A 21,221-nucleotide genomic window follows, 5' to 3' on the forward strand; every position below is an offset into this window, starting at 1 on the left:
TGATTTTGATAGCTTAATAGTATCGAAATAGGGTTAAATCTTATTTGAATGATAAGTCTATATAAAGTAGTTATAGTTGATGTAGCGAAATGTTACAGAAAAAGTACCGTCCGGTACTCTTTTGTAGAGGTTTTTTCATGTTTAGAGGATCTCTCTGTTACCTTTTGCGTTCGGTGCAGAGAGTACTCCCATCGCTTCAAGCTGCTCGATGATATTGGCCGAACGGTTGTACCCAATCTGCAGTTTTCTCTGCAGGTAGGAGATAGAGGTCTTTTTGTCGCTCAGTACGATCTGTTTGGCCTCTTCAAAAAGGGGATCAAGGTCAACCTCTCCATTCTCGCCGTTCCCCCCTTTGCCTGCGGCACCTCCGGTGACCAGATAGCTTTCATCATACTCAGGTGCTCTCTGTGCCTTGATGAACTCGACGACCTCTTCTATCTCTTCTTCCGTATTCCATGGGGCATGTATACGTACCAGACCCGTTGTACCCGGAGGCGTGAAAAGACCGTCCCCGCGTCCCAGCAGACTGTCGGCTCCCAAAGCGTCCAGAATGACTTTGGAGTCAATACGCGACCCGACCCTGTAACTCAGACGGGAAGGAAGATTGGCTTTGATGAGTCCGGTCACGACATCCACCGATGGACGCTGGGTCGCCACGATCAGGTGAATACCGCAGGCCCGTGATTTCTGTGCCAGACGCGCAATAGAAAGCTCCACCTCTTTCCCTCCGTTCATCATCAGGTCCGCCAGTTCATCAATGACCACAACGATATAGGGGAAGGCTTCACCCCCTGTCTTTTTAACCTTTTCATTATAGTTTTCAATATTTTTCGTGCGTGCTTCAGCCATCAGTTTATAGCGCCGCTCCATCTCCCCTACCATATTGGCAAGTGCCGCGATCGCTTTGACCGGCTCCGTGATCACCGGAGTGATCAGATGCGGAATATCTTCATAGCTCGCAAACTCCAGCATCTTCGGATCGATCAGCATCAGTTTGAGATGCTCCGGATCGTTCCGGTAAAGCAGAGAAAGGATCATCGCGTTTATCCCCACCGATTTACCCGAACCGGTCGTACCGGCAATGAGTAGGTGCGGCAGTTTTTTGATATCTGTAATAAAGGGTTTGCCCACGATATCCTTCCCTAGAGCAACGGTCAGAGGCGATTTCGACTCTTTGAAAAGGTCACTCTCGAGGATCTCCCTGAGGTAGATCGTATCGATCTTTTCATTGGGGATTTCTATCCCTACCACATCACGTCCCGGAATGGGTGCCAAAATACGAATGGTCTCCGCACTCAGAGCCATGGCAAGGTCATCCTGCAACCCCAGGATCTTGGAGACCTTTACATTGGGTGCCGGCTTGAATTCAAACGTGGTGACCAGCGGTCCGCTGTAGGTACGTACCACATCGCCATCGACTTTGAACTGCTGCAGTTTGGAAAGAAGATCTTCTATTTTTCTGTCGATCTCCGCTTCATTGATCTTCTTGGTCTTCTTCGGAGCCTTCTGCAAAAAGTCCAGCTTGGGAAGTTTAAAGTTCTTCGGCTTTGCCACCTTCCCCTTCTCTATCTGATCAAGCAGCTTTGAATTCTCCTCCAGTTCCTCTACGATCTCCACACCTGTCTTGCTGCTGGCTGCCGGACGCTTTTCATTTTTATTTGTCAGTTCCAACGCCTCTTTGGCCTCATGTTCAAGCTCGAGTACCTCATTGAGAACAGGATCGTCTATCTCGTCAACATCTTTGACCACCCTCTCTTTGGGTTTGGGCAGTGTTTTGCTCTTCGTCGCTGTCTTTCTCGGCTTACGGGTTCTTTTGGGCTTCTCTTCGATTACATCGATGATCGGCATCATCTCATCCTCGAGTTTCGGAGAGGAGAAGGGGTTGGTGAAGATCACTCTAAAGAACTTTTTCAATCCGCTGCCAATAGGTTTAAGCACATCTCCAAGCGAACGGCTTTTCTCTTTTTTCCTACCACGTTTTTCTTTTCTTTCCGGCAAAAGCGATCTCCAGGAGAAGTCATCTTCCAGTATGAAGACTAGAGAAAGCGTCATGACCATCAGCCAGAGCAGCCAGAGCCCCGCCTTACCGATCAGCGGAGAGAGAAAAGCAACGATCTGTGTACCGATGAAACCGATATTCTTGCTTTCAAGTACCAGGGATTCGAATAGAACAACACCTATAAAAAGGAGGATCCATCCCAGATAGAAGTCGATCTCTTTTCTCACCTTGGGCTGAGTATAGAGTTTATAGAGCGGATAAAAAAGTATGATGATATTGACATAGGCAAAATAACCGAAAAGATGCAGGTTCGTATCACCTACGAGCTTTCCTATATTCCCAACCAATGCCGTCTCATGAAAAAGTGTAGAAAAAGCGCCATACATGAACAGTATAGCCGTAATGATAATAGCAATTTTCACTCGTTGTCCTAATTTGTTATAGTTTCATATTAATTAATGAAGATATTATAACGTATAAACTTTAGGCATCTATGAAAAAATGGCAAATTGTCATAAAAGCTTGTTTTTTAAGATACCCTAAACAGTATTTAAGCGATGCGGGGGTAGAATTCTTTCTACATTTCAGGATGTACATGCCGCAGTGATGGAACTGGTAGACTTGGTAGACTCAAAATCTTCTGCCTTCGGGCGTGGCGGTTCGAATCCGCCCTGCGGTACCACCTAATGTTATTTAGCCTGTCTGGTTTCAGACAAACTCTTTTGCGGGAGTAGCTCAGTTGGCTAGAGCGTCAGCCTTCCAAGCTGAGGGTCGCGGGTTCGAGTCCCGTCTCCCGCTCCACTTTAACGACACATGGATATATGCGGGCGTAGCTCAGCGGTAGAGCATAACCTTGCCAAGGTTAGGGTCGACGGTTCGATCCCGTTCGCCCGCTCCATGATTTCTCTTACTTTTTAATTTTTTCATTTACCAATTAAGAATATCTGTTAATCCTTTATTACCCTCTATTAACTCCCATCAGTTATACTTCTCGTATGAAAGGTGACAAACTCTTTCAGGAGATTTTGTTTTACTCCTTGTCCAAAATTGTAAACTTCCTTGTTTATCTCTTGGAGAGTCATCTTTTAAGACCAAAGAGCCGCCCTCCCCTTACTTCATTGTAAACTTCCTTGTTTTAGGCTCTTTGGTTTCCCGCTATCTTAATTCTTACAATCTTTTGATATAATCATTATTATTAAACATCATAAAAATTTTAAGGTACTTTCATTTGAAACTTGTTGTAGCCATTACCGGTGCGAGCGGTGTTGCATTGGGAAAAAAATTTGTCGACTATCTGCCTGAGGACATCGATGCGCATGTGGTAGTCTCGGACAATGCCTTTACCGTTGAATCTTTCGAGAACAAGAAAGTGACACTACACGCTTCCGGTGACATTGCCGCCTCCATCTCAAGCGGTTCTTTCAAAGTTGATGCAACAGCCATCATTCCCTGCAGTATGAACACCCTTGCCAAGATCGCCTGCGGGATCAGCGACAACCTGACCACCCGCGTTGCAGCCGTCGCCCTCAAAGAACAGAAGAAACTCCTGCTCGCCCCCAGAGAATTGCCCTTCTCTGCTATCGCCCTGGAAAATATGCAAAAACTGGCAAGTCTCGGCGTTATCATCGCCCCGCCGGTCATGGGATACTACTCCGATGCCTCTTCACTCGAAGAGATGGAGAAGTTCATCATAGGCAAATGGTATGACGTACTCGGCATTCCCAACGAGCTGTATACCCGTTGGAAGTGAAGAATTAAGAATGAAGAGTGAAGAGTTGTGGTATGCTTTTCTATCCGAAAAGCTTTTATACTTACTAGAGAGCAAAATGAACTTTTACCTATATAATCAAAGCATTGCAAAGCAATGCAAACCGGCACTCATCACTCATCACTCATCACTCATCACTGCTCTTCTCACAGGGAAATCCCTGTGAGAAGAGCAATATACCCCGGAACCTTCGACCCCATCACCAACGGCCACCTGGACATCATCAAGAGAGCCTGCAATATGTTCGATGAGATAGTCGTGGCTGTAGCGGCTTCGGAAGCGAAGAAACCCATGTTCTCTTTGGAGCAGCGCATTCAGATGGCACAGGCTTCGACCAGGGACTTCCCGAAGATCACGGTCATCGGTTTTGACAAACTCCTGGTCGATCTCTCCGATGATCTCGATGCAAATATCGTGGTCAGAGGCCTGAGAGCCGTCAGTGACTTCGAGTATGAACTACAGATGGGATATGCCAATGCCTCCCTCAAGAAAGAACTTGAGACTATCTACCTCATGCCGAGCCTGCAGCATGCCTTTGTAAGCTCCTCTGTTGTACGTGCCATTCTAACCTATGACGGGAAAGTGGACCATCTTCTGTCTGAAGCCACGTACAGGATGATACAGGAGTACCGAAAATAATGTATATACTCTTTGAAGGTATCGATACATGCGGGAAAAGCACCCAGATGGAACTGCTCACACAAAAACATCCCGGTATTATCACTACACATGAACCCGGAGGTACGGCATTTGGACAACAAGCAAGAGAGATTCTCCTCAGTGATTCGCTCCGCTCCAAAAGGGCTGAGCTTCTTCTTTTTCTGGCTGACAGGGCAGAACATTATGAAGAGGTGGTAGAACCGAACCATGACAAGATAGTGGTCTCGGACCGGGGTTTCGTTTCAGGTATAGGCTATGCGCTTGCTAACGGAGATTTCGACTTCGATGAGCTGGTAGCCCTTAACAGGTTTGCCCTCAAAGATCATTTCCCCGACCGTATCATTCTTTTTATGACAGATATGGAAACGCTGAAGCAGCGGATCTCAGAGAAAGAGCTGGACGGCATAGAGCTGCGCGGGCTTGAGTATCTGCTGAGAGTGCAGGAGCATATGAAAGAAAGTATTCTTAAACTTGGGATCCCCCACCTCTTCATTGATGCGACGGATAGTATCGAGAATATCCATCAATCCATTCTTACCTACTTGAAGGTATAATTCGTCAATTATTTTACAGGGGGTGGATAATTCCACCCTACGCGATATAAATTTTGTGTTTTAAAGGACACCTTATGATCAACCCTTTACGCGGTATGAAAGACTTGACCTTTGATGAGGCTCAGCGTTTTGTACACATTGTCAAGACAGCCATTACCATAGCAAAACGTTACGGCTACAGCTACATTGAAACACCTATTCTCGAAGAGACGGCACTTTTCAAACGTTCCGTGGGTGACAGTTCCGACATCGTCAGCAAAGAGATGTACCAGTTCGAGGATAAGGGAGGCAATGATGTCTGTATGCGCCCCGAAGGGACTGCCGGTGTTGTACGTGCCTTTATCTCTGCAAAACTCGACCGTCAGCCTGTCAAACAGAAGTTCTACTACTACGGACCGATGTTTCGTTACGAAAGGCCGCAGAAAGGACGTTTAAGGGAGTTCCACCAGTTCGGCTGCGAAAGTTTCGGAGAGGCATCTGTCTATGAAGACTTTACCATTATCATCATGATCAGCCAGATCTTCCAAGCACTGGGGATCGGCTTCGAACTAAAGATCAACTCTCTGGGCTGCCCGGAATGTATGCCTCCCTATAGACAGAACCTTGTCGGCTTCCTGACAGAGATCAGCGAAGATCTCTGTACGGATTGTAACCGGAGGATCGGAATGAACCCCATCCGTGTGCTTGACTGTAAGAATGAAGCATGTCAGTCTCTTTTGAAACAGTCACCCAAACTCATCGAAAATCTCTGTGAGCATTGTGATACCGATTTCAAAAAACTGACTGTCCTGCTCGATGATGCAGGAATTGCTTATGAGGTCGATACCAACCTCGTCAGAGGTCTGGACTACTACAACAAGACCGCTTTTGAATTCGTCAGCAATGAGATCGGTTCCCAGTCAGCTATAGCCGGCGGCGGACGTTACGACAAACTGGTAGAGTACCTTGACGGAAAACCTACACCGGCTGTAGGATTCGCTATAGGTATCGAACGGATCATGGAGTTGGTACAGATGCCGGAAACGAAGAAAGAAGGCTATTACATGGGTGCGATGATACCTGAAGCCATTGAAAAGATCATCATGCTCGGCAACCGAAAACGTGCAACAGACAAAGTGACGGTCGAGTACAGTTCAAAAGGGTTCAAAAGCCATATGAAAGGGGTGGACAAGGCCAATGCACGTTACGCACTGCTGATCGGTGAAGATGAGCTAAAGAACGGTACGGTCTGGCTCAAAGACCTTGAAACAAAAGAGGAAAAAAGTATCTTACTCTCAGAAGTGTAAACCCGATCAGCAGAGCCAGAGCCTTCCGCTTCCTTGGTGAAAACAATAGGGCACCTTCAGTACCATTAAGCTAAGGGTTGTCGGAAGTGAAGAGTTTACTCTCACCTCTATGTTTGGTGGGACTAAAGTCTCCACTTCCAAATAAATATATGCTTAGCTTAATGGCATTGTAGGGTACCTCTAATAACCCCAGATGCTCATAATGGGTTTTTGGAGGTGCCCAATATTTATCGCAGCCAGTTGACAAGATCATGGCTCAGTTTTGCCATGATGCGGTTGGTTGCTTCCATGTACCCCTTGGCATCGGTCGTAGGTGTGGCTTCCCGGTAACTGAATCTTCTTGCCTTTACCAGCTTTCCTGTTTCGGCATTTATCAAAGTGAACTGTATGGAAGCAACAGCATACGAAGCCTCGCCTCTTACATGATGGGAAAAGTCAAAAACGATGGCTTCAAGACGCAGATTCTCATCTAAATCTGAAGTATAGGGGACGACCACTTTAAAGAGTCTGGCCTGGGAAAGGGTCTGAATGATATTGCCCTGAAGCAGTCTGCCCACATCGTTAGCCCAGCGTGAATTCAGGTATGTCCCTCTGTCGGTTAGAGAATAGGAGTAATGCATCTCATCACCCAGCTTTTCATTTACGGCCACAGGATAGGAGACTTTGAGTATCTTGTTACGATATTGAGCTGAAGCAACCGGTGTGATTGAAGGAGTTGCCAATGCATATACCTTCATCACAGGTGCCTCTTTGAAGCTGCATCCGCTCAAGAGCAAAGCCCCCAATAGCAATACGATTTTCATTCTCCCGGCCCCCTTCTGTGTTTTCTTGATTTGAACAGTACATTACTCGGACTCTGCTGCAGTTCACGTGTCAGGTCTGTCAGCTGTTCTGTGAGTATACCGATATCCACAAGCATCGGTTGAAAGGTCTCTTTGATATTGTAATCTCCCCTGTTGAGACTTTTTTCTGCTTCCATTGTGAAACGGTTGAAATTTTTCGTCGCATTCTGTAGTGCTTTCAGCGCAGGCAGTGTATTATCGGTAATACGTGCAAAATTACTGCTTGCAGAATGAATGTCATCATTGAGCTTGACTACAGCATCTCTGTAGACCTGCATGGTCGTATTGAATTCATCGAGTGTATCGACGACTCTGGCAGTCATTTTATCTGTATTTTCAAGAATACTATCAAAAGTTTCAATATTCTCATCACTCAGCAGTTTTTCCGCTTTTTCTAAAAGATCGGTCAGGTTCTCTGCCATACTTCCAATCCCTTTACTGGTTTTATCAAACCAGGAAGGCGTTGTCTTGATAACCGGTATCTCACCGTTCTCCGACTTCAAGAGTTTCGACTTATTCGTCCCACCATCGATCTCAATGGCCAAAAGCCCGGTAATACCGAGCATCTCCGTATGCGCGGTCATATCCTCTTTGATAGGTACATCCGAGCGTATCTTTAAAAAAACTTCTATCTGCTCTATATTGTCAGGGTTGATACGTATTTCACTGACACGTCCCACATCCACACCCCTGAGTCTTACTGTCGAGTCCTTCGAGAGTCCGGAGACAGACTCTGTCATCTGAAGCTTGTAAAGATTATATTCATTTTTGATACCGTATTTGGCAAGCCAGAAGGTAAAGGCCACAAGCCCTGCGCCAAAGAGCAGTACAAATATACCGACAATCGTGTAGTTGACTCTGCTATACATCTTCCACCTTGTTCTTCTCTAACTTGTCCACATACTTTTGTTTAGTATACTCATTTTTAAAAAAATCTTCAACAAAAGGATGTTGAGATTGTAACACATTTTCCAAAGTTCCTTCTGCTACGACATGTTGGTCAGCCAAAATAGCCATCCTGTCCACAATGCTGAAAATACTGTCAAGATCATGTGTGATCATCACGACTGTGATCCCCAGCATATCACGCAGTTCGACAATGAGGGCATCGAAGTTACGTGCACCAACCGGGTCAAGTCCCGAAGTGGGCTCATCGAGGAAAAGCAGTTTGGGCTCCATCGCCAAAGCCCTTGCCAGCGCAGCCCTTTTAATCATACCGCCGCTGAGTTCGGAAGGATAGAGAGCGCCGACATGTTCATCCAGCCCCACCAACGCGATCTTGGAACGTACCAGTTTGTCACGCATCGCTTTACTGATCTTCGTATACTCTTTGAGCTGTACCTCAATATTCTCGGCAATGGTCATAGAAGAGTAAAGCGCACCGAACTGGAACAGCACTCCCCATTCCCTCCGAAGCTGCTGCGCATCTGAGTATGTGATGCCGTTGAGACGTTTTCCCAGTACGGTCACTTCACCGGCATTAGGTTCAAGCAGCATGATCATCTCTTTCATCAAAACCGATTTTCCCGCACCACTCTCCCCAAGAATGGCAAAGATCTCATTCTCTCTGATCTGCAGCGACACTCCGTCATGTACGGTACGTGACCCAAAACGCGTGACAATGTCTTTGACTTCAATGACCACATTTCCCTGATTCATAGGTTAAGCTCCGTATAGATAACAGAGAAGAGTGCGTCAAAGGCAATGACAAGAAAGATGGAATTGACCACGGAGGCAGTGGTCTGCAAACCGAGACTCTCGGTATTGTCCGAAACCTGGAAGCCTCTGAAACAGCCTATTGCAGCGATGACAAAGGCAAAGACAGGCCCCTTGATCATCCCCAGAATATAGTGTTTGACCTCCAGCACTTCATTGAGTCTGTCCACGAACTGTGCCATAGAGATGTTCAGTTCCATCTGCGAAGCGACCATACCTCCGAATATCCCCATGATATCCGAAAAGAATATCAACAGAGGCAGAGCAACGATCAGGGCGAAGATGCGCGGCATTACAAGAAAATTGTACGGATCAAATCCCATGGTACGCATCGCAGCGATCTCTTCTGTGATCTTCATGGCTCCGATCTCAGCCGTATAGGCAGAGCCACTACGTCCCGCTATGACTATCGCTGTCATCAAGGGACCAAGTTCACGTACCATGGAGATACCTACCGTATCGACGATGAAGATATCTGCACCGAACTTCGCCAACTGCACCGCTCCCTGATAGGCGATAACCATTCCCACAAGAAAAGAGGTCAACCCGATGATCATCAGGGCATTGAAACCAGAGTGGTGGATATGATAAACCATCTCCTTGATACGAATATTCCTGGGATGGAACAGTACATTAAACAGTGTGAAAAAGAGATGCCCCAGAAACGTAATGAGATCTTTGATATCTCCCAGGACTACCAGAGTACTTTTACCAAGCTCTTCAAAGAAACTCGTTTTACGTTCCGGGACCTTTTCGATCATATGCTTCCTGAGCAGATCATACATCTCTTTCTGGCTCTCAGAGTATCCAACAAGCTCAACAGCATTTTTTTGCTTCAGTTTGTCATAATATTCCATGAAGAGCAGCACACCCGCGCTGTCAAAGGCTTCCACTCCGGAAAGATCCCAGAGCACACTCTTTCCCATAGGGATTCCCTTCAACTCTTTTTCAATCTCGGGTACGGTAGCGAGTGTCCACTCCCCCTTCGATACGATCCTGATCTGCTGCGGGTCTTCCCTGCAGGTTACATACTCCCTGTTCATATGCTTATTATAGGTAAGATTAGATTAAGTTTTGCTATAATTACGCCAAGTTAACTCAGGGAGCAGCATGATGAAAAATTTTGGTCTGAATATCTGGGGTGATGAGAACTTCATTATCAAAGAGGATACCGTCAACATCAACCATGCCGACCAGCCCTCATTGCTTCAGATCACTCAGGAGATCAGAGAAAAAGGCTACAAAGGCCCTCTGCTCCTGCGCTTTCCCCACCTGATCAAAAAACAGATCTCCACACTTTTTTCCACCTTTGAAGAGGCAAAAAAGGAGTTCGGCTATCAGGGAAATTTCCACGCAGTCTTCCCCCTGAAGGTCAACCAGTTCCCCAATTTCATCCATGCACTCATCGACGTCTCGCAGCAGTACGATTACGGTCTGGAAGCAGGCAGCAAGGCGGAACTGATCATCGCCATTACCAAAACCCCTCTGGGCGCTCCCATTACCGTGAACGGGTTCAAAGACAAAGAGATGATCTCTCTGTGTTTCATCGCTGCGAAAATGGGCCACAACATCACCGTGACCATAGAGGGACTGGGAGAACTCGAAACGATCATAGAGGTCAATGAAGAGTTCAACAAAGGCTCCGACACCCCGGTCTCTCCCAAGATAGGTGTACGCATACGTCTTCACAGTTCGGGCATCGGTATCTGGGCAAAAAGCGGCGGGTACACCTCTAAATTCGGCCTCACTTCGACCGAACTTCTCGAAGCCTACGGGATGCTCAAACAACACAAACTTCTTGACCGCCTCTGGATGATCCATTTCCATATCGGTTCACAGATGGGAGATATCGCACCTCTGAAAAAAGCGCTCAGGGAAGCGGGGAACATTTATGCCGAACTCAAGAGACGCGGTGCAGACAGCCTCACCGCCATCAATATCGGCGGCGGTCTGGCAGTCGAATACTCCCAGCACGGCAGCAGTATAGAGAGGAACTACTCTCTGCGTGAATTCGCCAATGACGTGGTCTATCTGATGCAGGAGATCGCCAAACGCAAAGGAGTAGCAGAACCCGACATCTTCACCGAATCGGGACGCTACATCGCCGCATCGCACTCCGTACTTATCGCACCTGTGCTTGAACTCTTTTCCCAGGAGTATCACAAAAAAGCACTGCGTCTCAAAGAGAACAACCCACCACTTGTTGAGGAACTTCACGACCTCTTCAACACCATCAACAGGAAAAATGCCAGAGAATACCTGCATGATGCCCTGGACCACATGGAGTCGCTGTTGACCCTTTTCGACCTGGGGTACATCGACCTTGAGGACCGTTCCAATACAGAGATACTGGTGAACCTCATTATCAAAAAAGCGATCTCGCTGCTTAGGAACGAAGGTTCGGATGAGCTCAAAAAACTCCAGGATCGCATACAGGAGAGATACCTGGTCAACTTTTCTCTCTTTCAGTCCCTGCCGGATTTCTGGGGACTCGCCCAGCACTTCCCCGTGATGCCGCTGGACAGACTCAACACTACCCCCACCAACCCGGCAAGTATCTGGGATATTACCTGTGACTCTGACGGCGAAATGGGATTCAATCGGGAACTGCCGCTCTATCTGCACGATATCGATGTGGGCAAAGAGGAGTATTTCCTCGCCTTCTTCCTGACCGGCGCCTACCAGGAGGTACTGGGCATGCAACATAACCTCTTCACCCACCCGACCGAATGCGTGATCAACTTCAATGAGGACGGCGGCTACCACATCGATGAGCTGATCGAAGCACAGAACCTCATGGATGTACTCGATGACCTCGATTACGATACCAGCATCATCGACAAAGCGCTCAAAACCCAGATAGAAGAATCCACGCTCATCTCACAGGAAGAAAAGAGAGAACTTTTGGGTAAACTTTATCTTTATTTAAGTGAAAACAGTTATCTTAAGACCATTCAGGCACTAAACGATAAAGAACAAGGACAAGCAAAGTGAACATATTCAGTCTCATCAAAGAGGATTTTCTCAATGTCAAAAGAAACGACCCTGCCCTGCACTCAACTTTTGAACTCTTTTTCAACTATCCGGGCCTCTGGGCACTCTTTTTTTACCGTATCGCACATTCGCTGTACGGCAAAGGCTTGAGATTTCTACCACGATTCATTTCAGCCATTGGACTCTTCCTCACCACGATCGACATACACCCCGCGGCCACATTGGGAAGAAGGGTCTTCATTGACCATGGTGTCGGCGTAGTCATCGGTGAAACAACCGTCATCGGAAACGATGTGATCATCTACCAGCAAGTCACACTCGGCGGTGTGAGCACCAGCAAAGGAAAACGCCACCCAACACTGGGGAACAATGTCGTCATCGGGGCAGGCTCCAAAATTCTGGGCAACATTACTATCGGTGAAAATTCCAAGGTCGGAGCCAATTCCGTGGTCGTGAAAGATGTCCCTGCGGACTCGACCGCCATCGGTATCCCTGCACGTGTACTCAAAAGAGGCTATGACAAGACACCACTGAGCCACAACAAAATCCCCGACGTCAACAAAGAGATCTTCGAATACCTCCTCAAGCGTATCGAAGTACTTGAGGATGCACTGCCAAAGACCAAGCAGAAAGATATCAAAAAGAAAGACCACAAACTCGAAGAGCTGTATGACAACTTCATTCACAGTATGGAATAAAGAGTTACTGCATTCAACTCTTTTGAGAACTTTCTAAACCACTTTTGGCTATAATAATTGAATTTATTTTTAAGGGTTATAACATGTTATCAAACCGTATACAGACACTCTCATCATCATTGACCATCGCCATCTCTTCACTGGCGAGAGATCTAAAGAACTCAGGCAAAGATGTTCTGAGCTTTTCTGCAGGTGAACCGGATTTCGGTACCCCAAGACGCATCAAGGACGAGGCGATCAAAGCGATCAACGAAGGATTTACGCAATATACGGCCGTACCGGGTATCCCCGAACTGCTTGAGGCGATTGCCGGCAAACTCAAAAGAGACAACGGGCTTGAATATGCGCCGTCTGATATTATTGCCAGCAACGGTGCGAAACATTCACTTTTCAACCTCTGTCAGGCACTCATCAATGAAGGTGACGAAGTGATCATCCCTGCTCCTTACTGGGTCACCTACCCCGAACAGGTCAAATACTCACAGGGGGTTCCAGTCATTATCGAGACTGATGAGAGGAATAGCTTCAAGATCACCGCAAAGCAGCTGAAAGAGGCGATCACACCCAAAACAAAAATGCTTATCCTGACCACACCGTCCAACCCTACGGGATCGGTCTATTCCAGGGCAGAGCTCGAAGCGATTGGAGAGGCACTCAAAGGCACCGAGATCATCGTAGCCAGTGATGAAATGTATGAGAAACTTGTTTACGGTGTTGAATTTACCGCTGCAGCAAGCATCTCCGAAGACATGTTCCAAAGAACGGTCACCATCAACGGCCTGAGCAAATCTGTCGCAATGACAGGCTGGCGTTTCGGCTACCTCGCTTCCCCGAACAAGGAGCTGATCTCTGTCATGAACAAACTGCAGAGCCAAAGTACCTCCAACATCAACTCCATTACCCAGAAAGCGGCGATCCCGGCACTCAACGGTGAAGTCGATGATGAAATTGAAATGATGCGTACCGCATTCGAGGCAAGAGCAAAAGAAGCGACTGAACTGATGAATGAGATCCATGGCCTGAGCGTAGTCAAACCCGAAGGTGCCTTCTACCTCTTCGTGAATATCAAAGACATCAGCAACGATTCCATCACTTTCTGCAAAGAACTACTTCAGGATGTCGGCGTGGCAGTTGTTCCGGGTATCGGATTCGGATCGGAAGGTTATTTCAGGTTTTCCTTTGCAACAGATATTTCAACCATCCGTGAAGGGATCAGACGTATCGAAAAATTCGTCAAGAGCAAACAGCAGGCATAAACACACCTCTTATGGCGGCACATTGCCGTCTTTTTCCTTTTACACACGAAGGCTGCTGTCCATGAAATTTTTTCTAAAACGCTCACTGTTACCACTGCTTCTTTTTACCCATACGCTCCATGCCGACATCAATGCATCACAAACCACGGTTGCAGATCTTCCTAAAGCGATCGATCTCTCCCTGGTCATCAGCGGCGGTGTCAGTCTCGGTGCCTATGAAGCAGGGTACAACTGGGCTCTGATCAAAATGATCTCGAAGATCAAAAGTATGAATGTGGACATCCGACCGGATCTTCTCTCTGTCGCAGGCGCTTCCGCTGGTTCCATCAATACCCTTCTGAGCGCCATGTACTGGTGTCAGAAAGAGAGTGTACCCTACCAGAACCGTGTCGACGACAACCTTTTTTATGAGACCTGGGTCCATCTTGGACTTGAGGACCTTATCATTGAAGGAGCGGATCCGGACAACCACAGCACACTTTTTACAAGAAAACCCCTGGTCAAAAAAGCCCAAAAGATCATGCAGCATATGAAAAAGCCTGTTTTCAGAGAAGGGTGCGAGATCCCTATGGCATTCGCCGTGACAAAAGTCACCCCTATCGTTGAGGAGTATCAGGGGATCAAGATCAAGAATCAGGCCTTTTCCGTACCTCTTACCTTCAAGGTCACACAGGGAAGAGTCAGCATAATAAACAGGAAAATGCCTCCAAGTACCGCCTTTTACATCTCTATTCCCGGTATAGAAAAGGATACGGCAAAGATCACGGATGTACTCTTCGCTTCATCTGCGTTTCCGGGTGCATTCCAGCAGGTCAAACTGCGCTATGAATACAAAGGAAAGATCGCTTCGGAGTACTTCATAGACGGCGGTACCTACAACAATGTACCTCTGCAGCAGGCTACGGAACTCGCCCCTGAAGCAAAGCTCTTTCTATACATGGACCCCAGCAATTTGCGACATCAGCCCCAATTCAATACAAAACACAAAAAGGAAGAAACTCCTGTCGGTTTCCTGAGTGCCAATCTTTCTCCTCTGACCACCACTGTCGACATCTATCAACAGATGACCCTTTATCAGGCTATCAATCTCTACTTCAAACCCTACCCGGACAGGAAACTGCTGCTCTCTTCACGTTACCACCCCCTTACCGCCGGATTTCTGGAGCATTTCGGCGCATTCCTGGATGAAAACTTCAGGCTTTATGACTACCATGTAGGTGTCTATGATGCCATCTACAATCTTGCGCAGCGTCTCAGACAGCGCGGCGACTTCCCCCATCTTACACAGGTGGAGGTCATGGACCGCATCATGCGGCATCTGTCACTTGAGAAGAACCGTGAAGCGATCACTGCCTACCGCTTTTTCCTCGCTACAGAGTTCAAACAGGGAAAAATAGAGAAAGACAACCGCTACGCCGCCATCTATTATGCTTTTGATCTCAATGTCCCCGAAAGTGAACGCTATACACTCAAGACATTCACCCGTTTTCTCAGCAGCCTCGATATGCGTTATCTGCCGGTCAAAAAGGATTCTTTCCTGGCGGAGGCACGCAAAGATGTCAATCACTGGGCAAAGAGACCGCTGAGAGTACTGACAAACCGCATCACCACGCTGGAGAACGAACGTGCCGAAAAGTATCCCGGGTACAAGTCAATTGCAAAAAGCATCAGTATCGCTGCCTGGGGAAGCTCCTCTCTGATTAAAAAGAAAGAAGGCTGGGATGTCTTCCCTATGAACGCGCCCTACGACAAAGAACATGCAGCCTACAGAACCGCTCTGCGCCTCCTCCCCTCTGAGATCGCTACCGACACGGTCAATGGCGGCGTCAGTCTCGGCTACAGTGTCTACTGGTATAAAGAAATGGGGCTGCTCAGCGGTTTTGAGTTCAAACCATCCTATACCTTCAATGAAAATGACGGTGATTTTGTCCGAATGGACATTAATGCCTTTAGCGAATACAATGATTTTGTCAAATTCGGAATCGGTGCAAGCGGTTTTGGGAACGTACAAGGCAAGTTCTATGACAGAGACACGGCTTTCGGCATGAATGCCTATGTGGACGTCATGGATATCTTCAGGCTCACTTATGTCAGACGCTATGGAGATATACAGGACAAACGTTATTTCTTACTGGGCATCGAGAACATACCAAGTCTTATCTACTGGCTGACCCGATAACCCAAATCTATCTTTTCTTTGTGAAGTGTGTCATCACATACCAGAGGGAGCCCAGGAATGCTACGGCTACCAGAGGTGCTATCCAGGGTTTTTCCTGTACATAGCTGAACATCGAAATGATCGTTTCACTCGCATAGTAGGCACTTAACCCTATTGTCAGAATAAAAATTATGGTTGCAAATATATTAAAGAATATAAACTTTTTAAAATCAAACTTGGACAGTGCCATGGAGATGGGTACAAGCGTCTTTACCCCGTACAGAAACTTTTGTATAAAGATCGCTGCAATACCGTATTTACGCATGATGAGCGTAGCAAGGGCTATCTTGCGTTTATGTTTGGCAAAATACGGTCGAATGTCTTTCTTATGGTATTTTCCAAGGTAAAAGAGAAAGTTGTCACCCATAAAGTTCGCCACCATCGCCACGACTAGTGCCGTGGTCAGGTCCATATGTCCCATGTATGAAAATACACCTGCCGCAGCCACAATGAAAAGAGAACCACCGAAAGAAAAAAAGGCTACAGCCAGATATCCCCAGGTCTCCAGTGAAGAAAAATCCATTATTGTTCCTACATTTTTATTGATGAATCATATCCAAATATCATTAATGGGTAAGCATAAGGACCCCTTTAAATGAAATGTTTCCCTGGTGCCGTCAGGGGACAGCACCCTACAATCATACGAAAGTATATGCTATAATCACATTCATGATAAGCACACTTCTCTCCATCATATTTGTCTATGTCTTCATTGTCCTGGGCTACATGGCCAAACGCATTTTCAAAGAAGACATGAGCACCAAAACACTTACACTCATGTCCGTATACTTCCTGCAGCCCTTTGTCACCGTCTGGGGATTCAGTACAGCCAAACTGCATATGGAACATATCTATGTGCCGCTGCTTTATCTGGCGATCATCTTCATCCTGCTGCTCCCCACAATCATTCTCGGCAGATTAATATTTATAGATATCAAAAATCGAGCCATCTTCTCCATTGCCGGTTTTGTGGGCAATACAGGTAATATAGGCATACCTCTGGGCATTGCACTCTTTGGAGAGCAGAGCGTCATCTATACCACCCTCATCAACATTGCCAATGTCTTTGTGGTCTACATCATCGGGGTTTACATCTATTCACGTGGATCATTCAGTATCAGGGACTCCCTGTTCAATATTATCAAGATCCCCATCATCCCCGCATCAATCATTGCTATATTTATAAATATTAACAATATACAGCTTTCCTCCCAGATCGAAGAGTTCCTCAAGATGGGCGCCTATGCAGGCATTGTGCTTCAACTTTTCCTGCTGGGCACTTTCCTGCAGGGCATACGCATCAGAGAGTTGCATCCCAAACTCTTTCTGGGAACGGTCAGCCAGAAGTTCATTCTTATCCCGGCAGCCACGGCACTCATCCTCAACCTGACCGACCTGCCGCTTTTCGTACAGGGGGTCATCTTCATGGAGATGATGACCCCGCTTGCCGTGGCCAACATCAATCTCGCTTCCCTCTACGACTGCAAACCCAAAGATGTCACCTCTCTCATACTCATCACTACCCTGCTCTTCATCCCCATACTTTTTGTACTCACTTATATCATAAATCATTATTACCTTTAGGGCACCTCTAATAATTTAATACCAAATTAAAACTAAATTCAGTACAATAAAATAAATAATAGAAAGGGTACCGTATGAATTTAAGTCAGGATATTAAACCGATCAGTTTTCTCAAAGCCAAAACAGCCGATGTCATCAACACAGTCACAGAGACCCAAAGAAGTATGATCATCACACAGAATGGCGAAGCAAAGGCGGTTGTACAGGATATAAAAAGTTATGAAAATTTGCAGAACAGCCTTGCTCTGCTGAAAATGATCATCAAAAGTGAACGAGAGATACGGGAAGGCAAACTCATCAGACAGGCAGAGGTATTTGATCAGATAGAAGAAAAATACTTTAAGTAAGCCGCATGAAGAATTATGAAGTCCTATGGACCAAAGAGGCTTCTCTTGACTTGGAGAATATTATTGGCTACATTTACGAAGAGAGTCATACGATTGCAAAAGAGGTGTACCTTGCTATCAAAGAGCACTGTTCCACCCTGGAGTATTTCCCCCTGAGAGGGAGAGTGGTCCCCGAAATGAAAACACTGGGCATTCTCGATTACAGGGAGCTTATCTATCAACGATGGCGTATAATATACACCATGGAAGCGCAAAATGTCTATCTGCTTCTTATCATTGACAGCAGGCAGGATATGCAGGAACAGCTAATAACCCGTTTTATCAATTCAGAACTTAAATAGGAGTCAACTATGGTATCTACTAAAAAAACCCTTATCATCGGTGCCGGCGGCGTTGGTAACGTCGTGGCGTTCAAATGTGCCATGAATGCCGATACTTTCGGGGAGATCACTCTGGCAAGCCGGACACTTACTAAATGTGATGACATTGCTGCGAACGTCAAAGAGAAGACAGGTGTAGAGATCACAACTGCACAGGTCGATGCGGACTCGGTCCCCGAACTCATAGAGCTCATCAACCGAACCGGAGCAAACATCGTCATCAACGTCGCGCTCCCCTACCAGGACCTGACCATCATGGATGCCTGCCTGGAGTGCCAAGTCGATTACCTCGATACCGCCAACTACGAACACCCCGACACTGCCAGTTTCGAATACAAAGAGCAGTGGGCCAGAGATGCGGAATACAGAAAGAGCAATATCATGGCGCTGCTGGGAAGCGGTTTTGACCCGGGCGTGACCAATGTCTTCTGTGCCTATGCGCAGAAACACTATTTCGACGAGATACATACCATCGACATCCTCGACTGTAACGCCGGAGACCACGGCTACCCATTCGCCACCAACTTCAACCCAGAGATCAACCTGCGTGAAGTGAGTGCAAAAGGACGCTACTGGGAAAAAGATGACAATGGAGAGGGTAAGTGGATCGAAACGGAACCCATGGAGATCAAGCAGGTCTGGGACTATCCGGAAATAGGCCCCAAAGACTCCTACCTGCTCTATCATGAAGAGATGGAGAGCCTGGTCAAGCATATAAAGGGTCTCAAACGTATCCGCTTCTTCATGACCTTTGGAGAGAGTTACCTTATGCATATGAAAGCGCTTGAGAATGTCGGAATGCTGGGCATTGAACCGGTAGAGCACAAGGGACAGAAGATCGTACCCATCGAATTCCTCAAAACCCTGCTTCCAGACCCGGCAAGCCTCGGACCGCGTACCAAAGGCAAGACCAACATCGGTATCTTTGCCAGAGGCATCAAGGACGGTCAGGAGAAGAGCGTCTACATCTACCAGGTCAGCGACCACGAAAAATGCTACGAAGAGGTCCTCTCTCAAGCAGTGAGCTACACCACGGGCGTTCCTGCAATGATCGGCGCCAAACTGATGCTTGAAGGCATCTGGGAGGGGAAAGGTGTCTTCAACATGGAACAGTTCAACCCTGACCCCTTCATGGAAGAGCTGAACAGACAGGGACTCCCATGGCAGATTATGGAGAGGGGAGCCAATGAAGACAGAAGAGTGAAATAGTAGTAATGCTTAAGTAATACACTCATACTATAATTTCCAAAAAATTGAGGATAAAAAAGAGGTGGTGAAAGCATTGATAGAAGAGGCGAAAGAAGAAGAGTAGGTATAAAGTATCGTTCTCAGAATACACAAGAAATTATGTTATGATTTCACAAACGATTCAAAGGCAGACAATACGCTATGGGATTCATACTGAAAAAAGTCATATCCACTTTTCTAATGCCTCTACCCTTAGGGGTCTTCTTTTTTTTGATGGCCATATTCTTCCTTTCCAGACAAAAGGTTAGAAGAGCGAAGTCTTTTTTGTATGTCGGTATCATCTGGCTTTTTCTCTTCTCCTATGCACCTTTTGCCAATATACTCTTACACCCGATAGAATCAGCCTACTCTGCACTTCAGCATGCACCTAAGAACACCCGCTACATCTATGTACTGGGTAATGGACATACCACGGACAGAACACTGCCTATTACGTCTCAGCTGGCAAGCGAAGCCATTGTCAGACTGAATGAGGGTATCCGGCTCTACAGACAATTGGAAGGGAATGCCACCATCATCCTCTCCGGCTATGAAGGCCTGCATGATCCTACTCCACATGCCTTTATGCAAGAGAAACTGGCGACGGCACTGGGCATTGACCCAAAAGACCTTATCTTACGGACGACTGCGAAAGACACTGAGGAGGAAGCACAGGCAGCCAGACAGATCGCCAAAGACCAGCCTCTTATCCTGGTAACATCCGCTTATCATATGCCAAGGGCCATGGGTTGGTTTGAAAAAGAGGGTCTGCACCCCGTACCCGCACCAACCTACCATCAAGCCAGCCTACAGAACCAGGACTACTTTGGTATTTTCTCCGCAGATGCGCTAAGAAAATCAACCATTGCCTTTCATGAACTTTTTGGCTCCCTGTGGCAAAAAGTAAAAGGAGTATAGGTGCATTTTAACGGCTTTCCAAAAGAGGGCTTGGAATTCCTCAACCAGATCATCGTCAACAACTCCAAAGAGTGGCTTGATGCGCACAAAGAGGAGTATGAACGCTTCATCGTTGCTCCCAACAAGGCCTATGTCGAGGAGATGGGAGAACACCTGCAGATACTCGTCCCCACTATCAACGCCATACCAAAGACGAACAAATCCCTCTTCCGCATCTACCGGGATGCCCGTTTCCACCTTGACGATCCCATCAAAACACGTATCGGTATCATCTTCTGGCAGGGAGGCGGTCACCGCATGCAGAGCAGCAGCTTTTACATGCACTACGATCCGTATGAGATCTTCGTAGCCACAGGCATACGCAATTTCAAACCCACCCTGCTTACCACCTACAGGGAATATATCCGGAATGATGAACGGCGCAGCGAGCTTCACTCTATTCTCGAAGGCCTAAAAGCCAAAGGCTACATACTCCCTGAAACCAAATACAAAAGAATGCCAAGGGAATGCAATGCCGACGATCTCCACAGCTATCTCTACCTCATGGGAGCCATCTATGCCTACACCACATTCCCACCAGACAAGACCTTCCATTCGGAAGCGATCATTGACCGAAATTTCAAAATTTATGAGGATATGTTCGACCTTCAGCAGTGGCTCTACGAACTCACTCTGCACTGCGACACAACGGCGGACGTGTTCCGCTAACCCGTAGGGTGCGTAACCACGCACCACATAACAAAATCCGCACAATATAAAATTATTGCCGGAAGG

The 21,221-nt window shown here is 46.8% G+C and carries 20 protein-coding genes and 3 tRNA genes; 17 read left to right on the top strand and 6 right to left on the bottom strand.

What is annotated here, in order from left to right; translation table 11 throughout:
* Positions 1-141: 141 nt before the first annotated feature.
* A complete protein-coding gene (locus tag SUN_RS06975) occupies positions 142-2,421 on the bottom strand; it encodes an FtsK/SpoIIIE family DNA translocase (protein WP_011981037.1) in 2,280 nt (759 codons plus the stop codon).
* Positions 2,422-2,596: 175 nt separating this feature from the next.
* On the opposite strand from SUN_RS06975, the gene SUN_RS06980 reads away from it, so the two are divergent.
* The 7 genes from SUN_RS06980 to hisS all read left to right on the top strand — a co-directional run bounded on the left by SUN_RS06980 (position 2,597) and on the right by hisS (position 6,267).
* A tRNA-Leu gene (locus tag SUN_RS06980) sits at positions 2,597-2,681 on the top strand.
* Between the two features lie 42 nt (positions 2,682-2,723).
* A tRNA-Gly gene (locus SUN_RS06985) sits at positions 2,724-2,800 on the top strand.
* A 22-nt stretch (positions 2,801-2,822) separates the two neighbouring features.
* A tRNA-Gly gene (locus tag SUN_RS06990) sits at positions 2,823-2,897 on the top strand.
* A gap of 330 nt (positions 2,898-3,227) precedes the next feature.
* Positions 3,228-3,749 carry a UbiX family flavin prenyltransferase gene (locus tag SUN_RS06995; RefSeq protein WP_011981038.1) on the top strand — a complete coding sequence of 174 codons (522 nt, stop codon included), beginning with the start codon at positions 3,228-3,230 and terminating at the stop codon, positions 3,747-3,749.
* A 180-nt stretch (positions 3,750-3,929) separates the two neighbouring features.
* A complete protein-coding gene (gene coaD, locus SUN_RS07000; RefSeq protein ID WP_011981039.1) occupies positions 3,930-4,406 on the top strand; it encodes a pantetheine-phosphate adenylyltransferase in 477 nt (158 codons plus the stop codon).
* The gene (tmk, locus tag SUN_RS07005; RefSeq protein WP_011981040.1) at positions 4,406-4,981 is read left to right on the top strand and encodes a dTMP kinase; all 576 of its coding nucleotides are present in this window, start codon (positions 4,406-4,408) and stop codon (positions 4,979-4,981) included. Before coaD ends, tmk begins: the two co-directional genes overlap by 1 nt.
* Positions 4,982-5,055: 74 nt before the next feature.
* Complete coding sequence (hisS, locus tag SUN_RS07010; protein ID WP_011981041.1) at positions 5,056-6,267, top strand: histidine--tRNA ligase; 1,212 nt, start codon at positions 5,056-5,058, stop codon at positions 6,265-6,267.
* 227 nt (positions 6,268-6,494) lie between these two features.
* Here the strand turns inward: hisS and SUN_RS07015 are convergent, their stop codons facing one another.
* Genes SUN_RS07015 through SUN_RS07030 form a run of 4 tightly spaced genes read right to left on the bottom strand, consistent with a single transcriptional unit; the run spans position 6,495 to position 9,868 of the window.
* Positions 6,495-7,070, bottom strand: a complete 576-nt coding sequence (locus SUN_RS07015) for an ABC-type transport auxiliary lipoprotein family protein (protein WP_011981042.1) — start codon at positions 7,068-7,070, stop codon at positions 6,495-6,497.
* Positions 7,067-7,978 (bottom strand): MlaD family protein, encoded by a 912-nt coding sequence (locus tag SUN_RS07020; protein WP_011981043.1) that lies wholly within the window; start codon positions 7,976-7,978, stop codon positions 7,067-7,069. Before SUN_RS07020 ends, SUN_RS07015 begins: the two co-directional genes overlap by 4 nt.
* A complete protein-coding gene (locus tag SUN_RS07025; protein WP_011981044.1) occupies positions 7,971-8,768 on the bottom strand; it encodes an ABC transporter ATP-binding protein in 798 nt (265 codons plus the stop codon). The genes SUN_RS07020 and SUN_RS07025 overlap by 8 nt, the downstream gene beginning before the upstream one ends.
* A complete protein-coding gene (locus tag SUN_RS07030; protein ID WP_011981045.1) occupies positions 8,765-9,868 on the bottom strand; it encodes an ABC transporter permease in 1,104 nt (367 codons plus the stop codon). Before SUN_RS07030 ends, SUN_RS07025 begins: the two co-directional genes overlap by 4 nt.
* A 70-nt stretch (positions 9,869-9,938) precedes the next feature.
* Here SUN_RS07030 and speA point away from each other — a divergent pair, with 70 nt between their 5' ends.
* The 4 genes from speA (at position 9,939) to SUN_RS07050 (ending at position 15,952) form a co-directional block, all read left to right on the top strand.
* Positions 9,939-11,819: a biosynthetic arginine decarboxylase gene (gene speA, locus SUN_RS07035; protein WP_011981046.1), complete on the top strand. Its 1,881-nt coding sequence runs from the start codon at positions 9,939-9,941 to the stop codon at positions 11,817-11,819.
* Positions 11,816-12,517, top strand: coding sequence for a serine O-acetyltransferase (cysE, locus tag SUN_RS07040; RefSeq protein WP_011981047.1), 702 nt, complete (start codon positions 11,816-11,818; stop codon positions 12,515-12,517). The genes speA and cysE overlap by 4 nt, the downstream gene beginning before the upstream one ends.
* Before the next feature lie 83 nt (positions 12,518-12,600).
* Positions 12,601-13,773, top strand: a complete 1,173-nt coding sequence (locus SUN_RS07045) for a pyridoxal phosphate-dependent aminotransferase (protein ID WP_011981048.1) — start codon at positions 12,601-12,603, stop codon at positions 13,771-13,773.
* Between the two features lie 61 nt (positions 13,774-13,834).
* The gene (locus SUN_RS07050) at positions 13,835-15,952 is read left to right on the top strand and encodes a patatin-like phospholipase family protein (RefSeq protein ID WP_011981049.1); all 2,118 of its coding nucleotides are present in this window, start codon (positions 13,835-13,837) and stop codon (positions 15,950-15,952) included.
* 7 nt (positions 15,953-15,959) lie between these two features.
* Here the strand turns inward: SUN_RS07050 and SUN_RS07055 are convergent, their stop codons facing one another.
* Positions 15,960-16,514 carry a DedA family protein gene (locus SUN_RS07055; protein WP_011981050.1) on the bottom strand — a complete coding sequence of 185 codons (555 nt, stop codon included), beginning with the start codon at positions 16,512-16,514 and terminating at the stop codon, positions 15,960-15,962.
* Between the two features lie 146 nt (positions 16,515-16,660).
* On the opposite strand from SUN_RS07055, the gene SUN_RS07060 reads away from it, so the two are divergent.
* From SUN_RS07060 to SUN_RS07085, 6 genes are all read left to right on the top strand, one after another.
* Complete coding sequence (locus SUN_RS07060) at positions 16,661-17,575, top strand: AEC family transporter (protein ID WP_148154679.1); 915 nt, start codon at positions 16,661-16,663, stop codon at positions 17,573-17,575.
* Between the two features lie 74 nt (positions 17,576-17,649).
* Positions 17,650-17,922: a type II toxin-antitoxin system Phd/YefM family antitoxin gene (locus SUN_RS07065; protein ID WP_011981052.1), complete on the top strand. Its 273-nt coding sequence runs from the start codon at positions 17,650-17,652 to the stop codon at positions 17,920-17,922.
* Between the two features lie 5 nt (positions 17,923-17,927).
* The gene (locus SUN_RS07070; protein WP_011981053.1) at positions 17,928-18,263 is read left to right on the top strand and encodes a type II toxin-antitoxin system RelE/ParE family toxin; all 336 of its coding nucleotides are present in this window, start codon (positions 17,928-17,930) and stop codon (positions 18,261-18,263) included.
* Positions 18,264-18,272: 9 nt separating this feature from the next.
* The gene (locus SUN_RS07075; RefSeq protein WP_011981054.1) at positions 18,273-19,511 is read left to right on the top strand and encodes a saccharopine dehydrogenase family protein; all 1,239 of its coding nucleotides are present in this window, start codon (positions 18,273-18,275) and stop codon (positions 19,509-19,511) included.
* A 252-nt stretch (positions 19,512-19,763) separates the two neighbouring features.
* Entirely contained in the window at positions 19,764-20,447 is a 684-nt protein-coding gene (locus tag SUN_RS07080; protein ID WP_232501317.1) for an ElyC/SanA/YdcF family protein, read from the top strand.
* Positions 20,448-21,155 carry a TIGR02453 family protein gene (locus SUN_RS07085; protein ID WP_011981056.1) on the top strand — a complete coding sequence of 236 codons (708 nt, stop codon included), beginning with the start codon at positions 20,448-20,450 and terminating at the stop codon, positions 21,153-21,155.
* Positions 21,156-21,221: the final 66 nt, after the last annotated feature.

Origin of the sequence: Sulfurovum sp. NBC37-1, from assembly GCF_000010345.1 — a bacterium.
Classification (GTDB): domain Bacteria; phylum Campylobacterota; class Campylobacteria; order Campylobacterales; family Sulfurovaceae; genus Sulfurovum.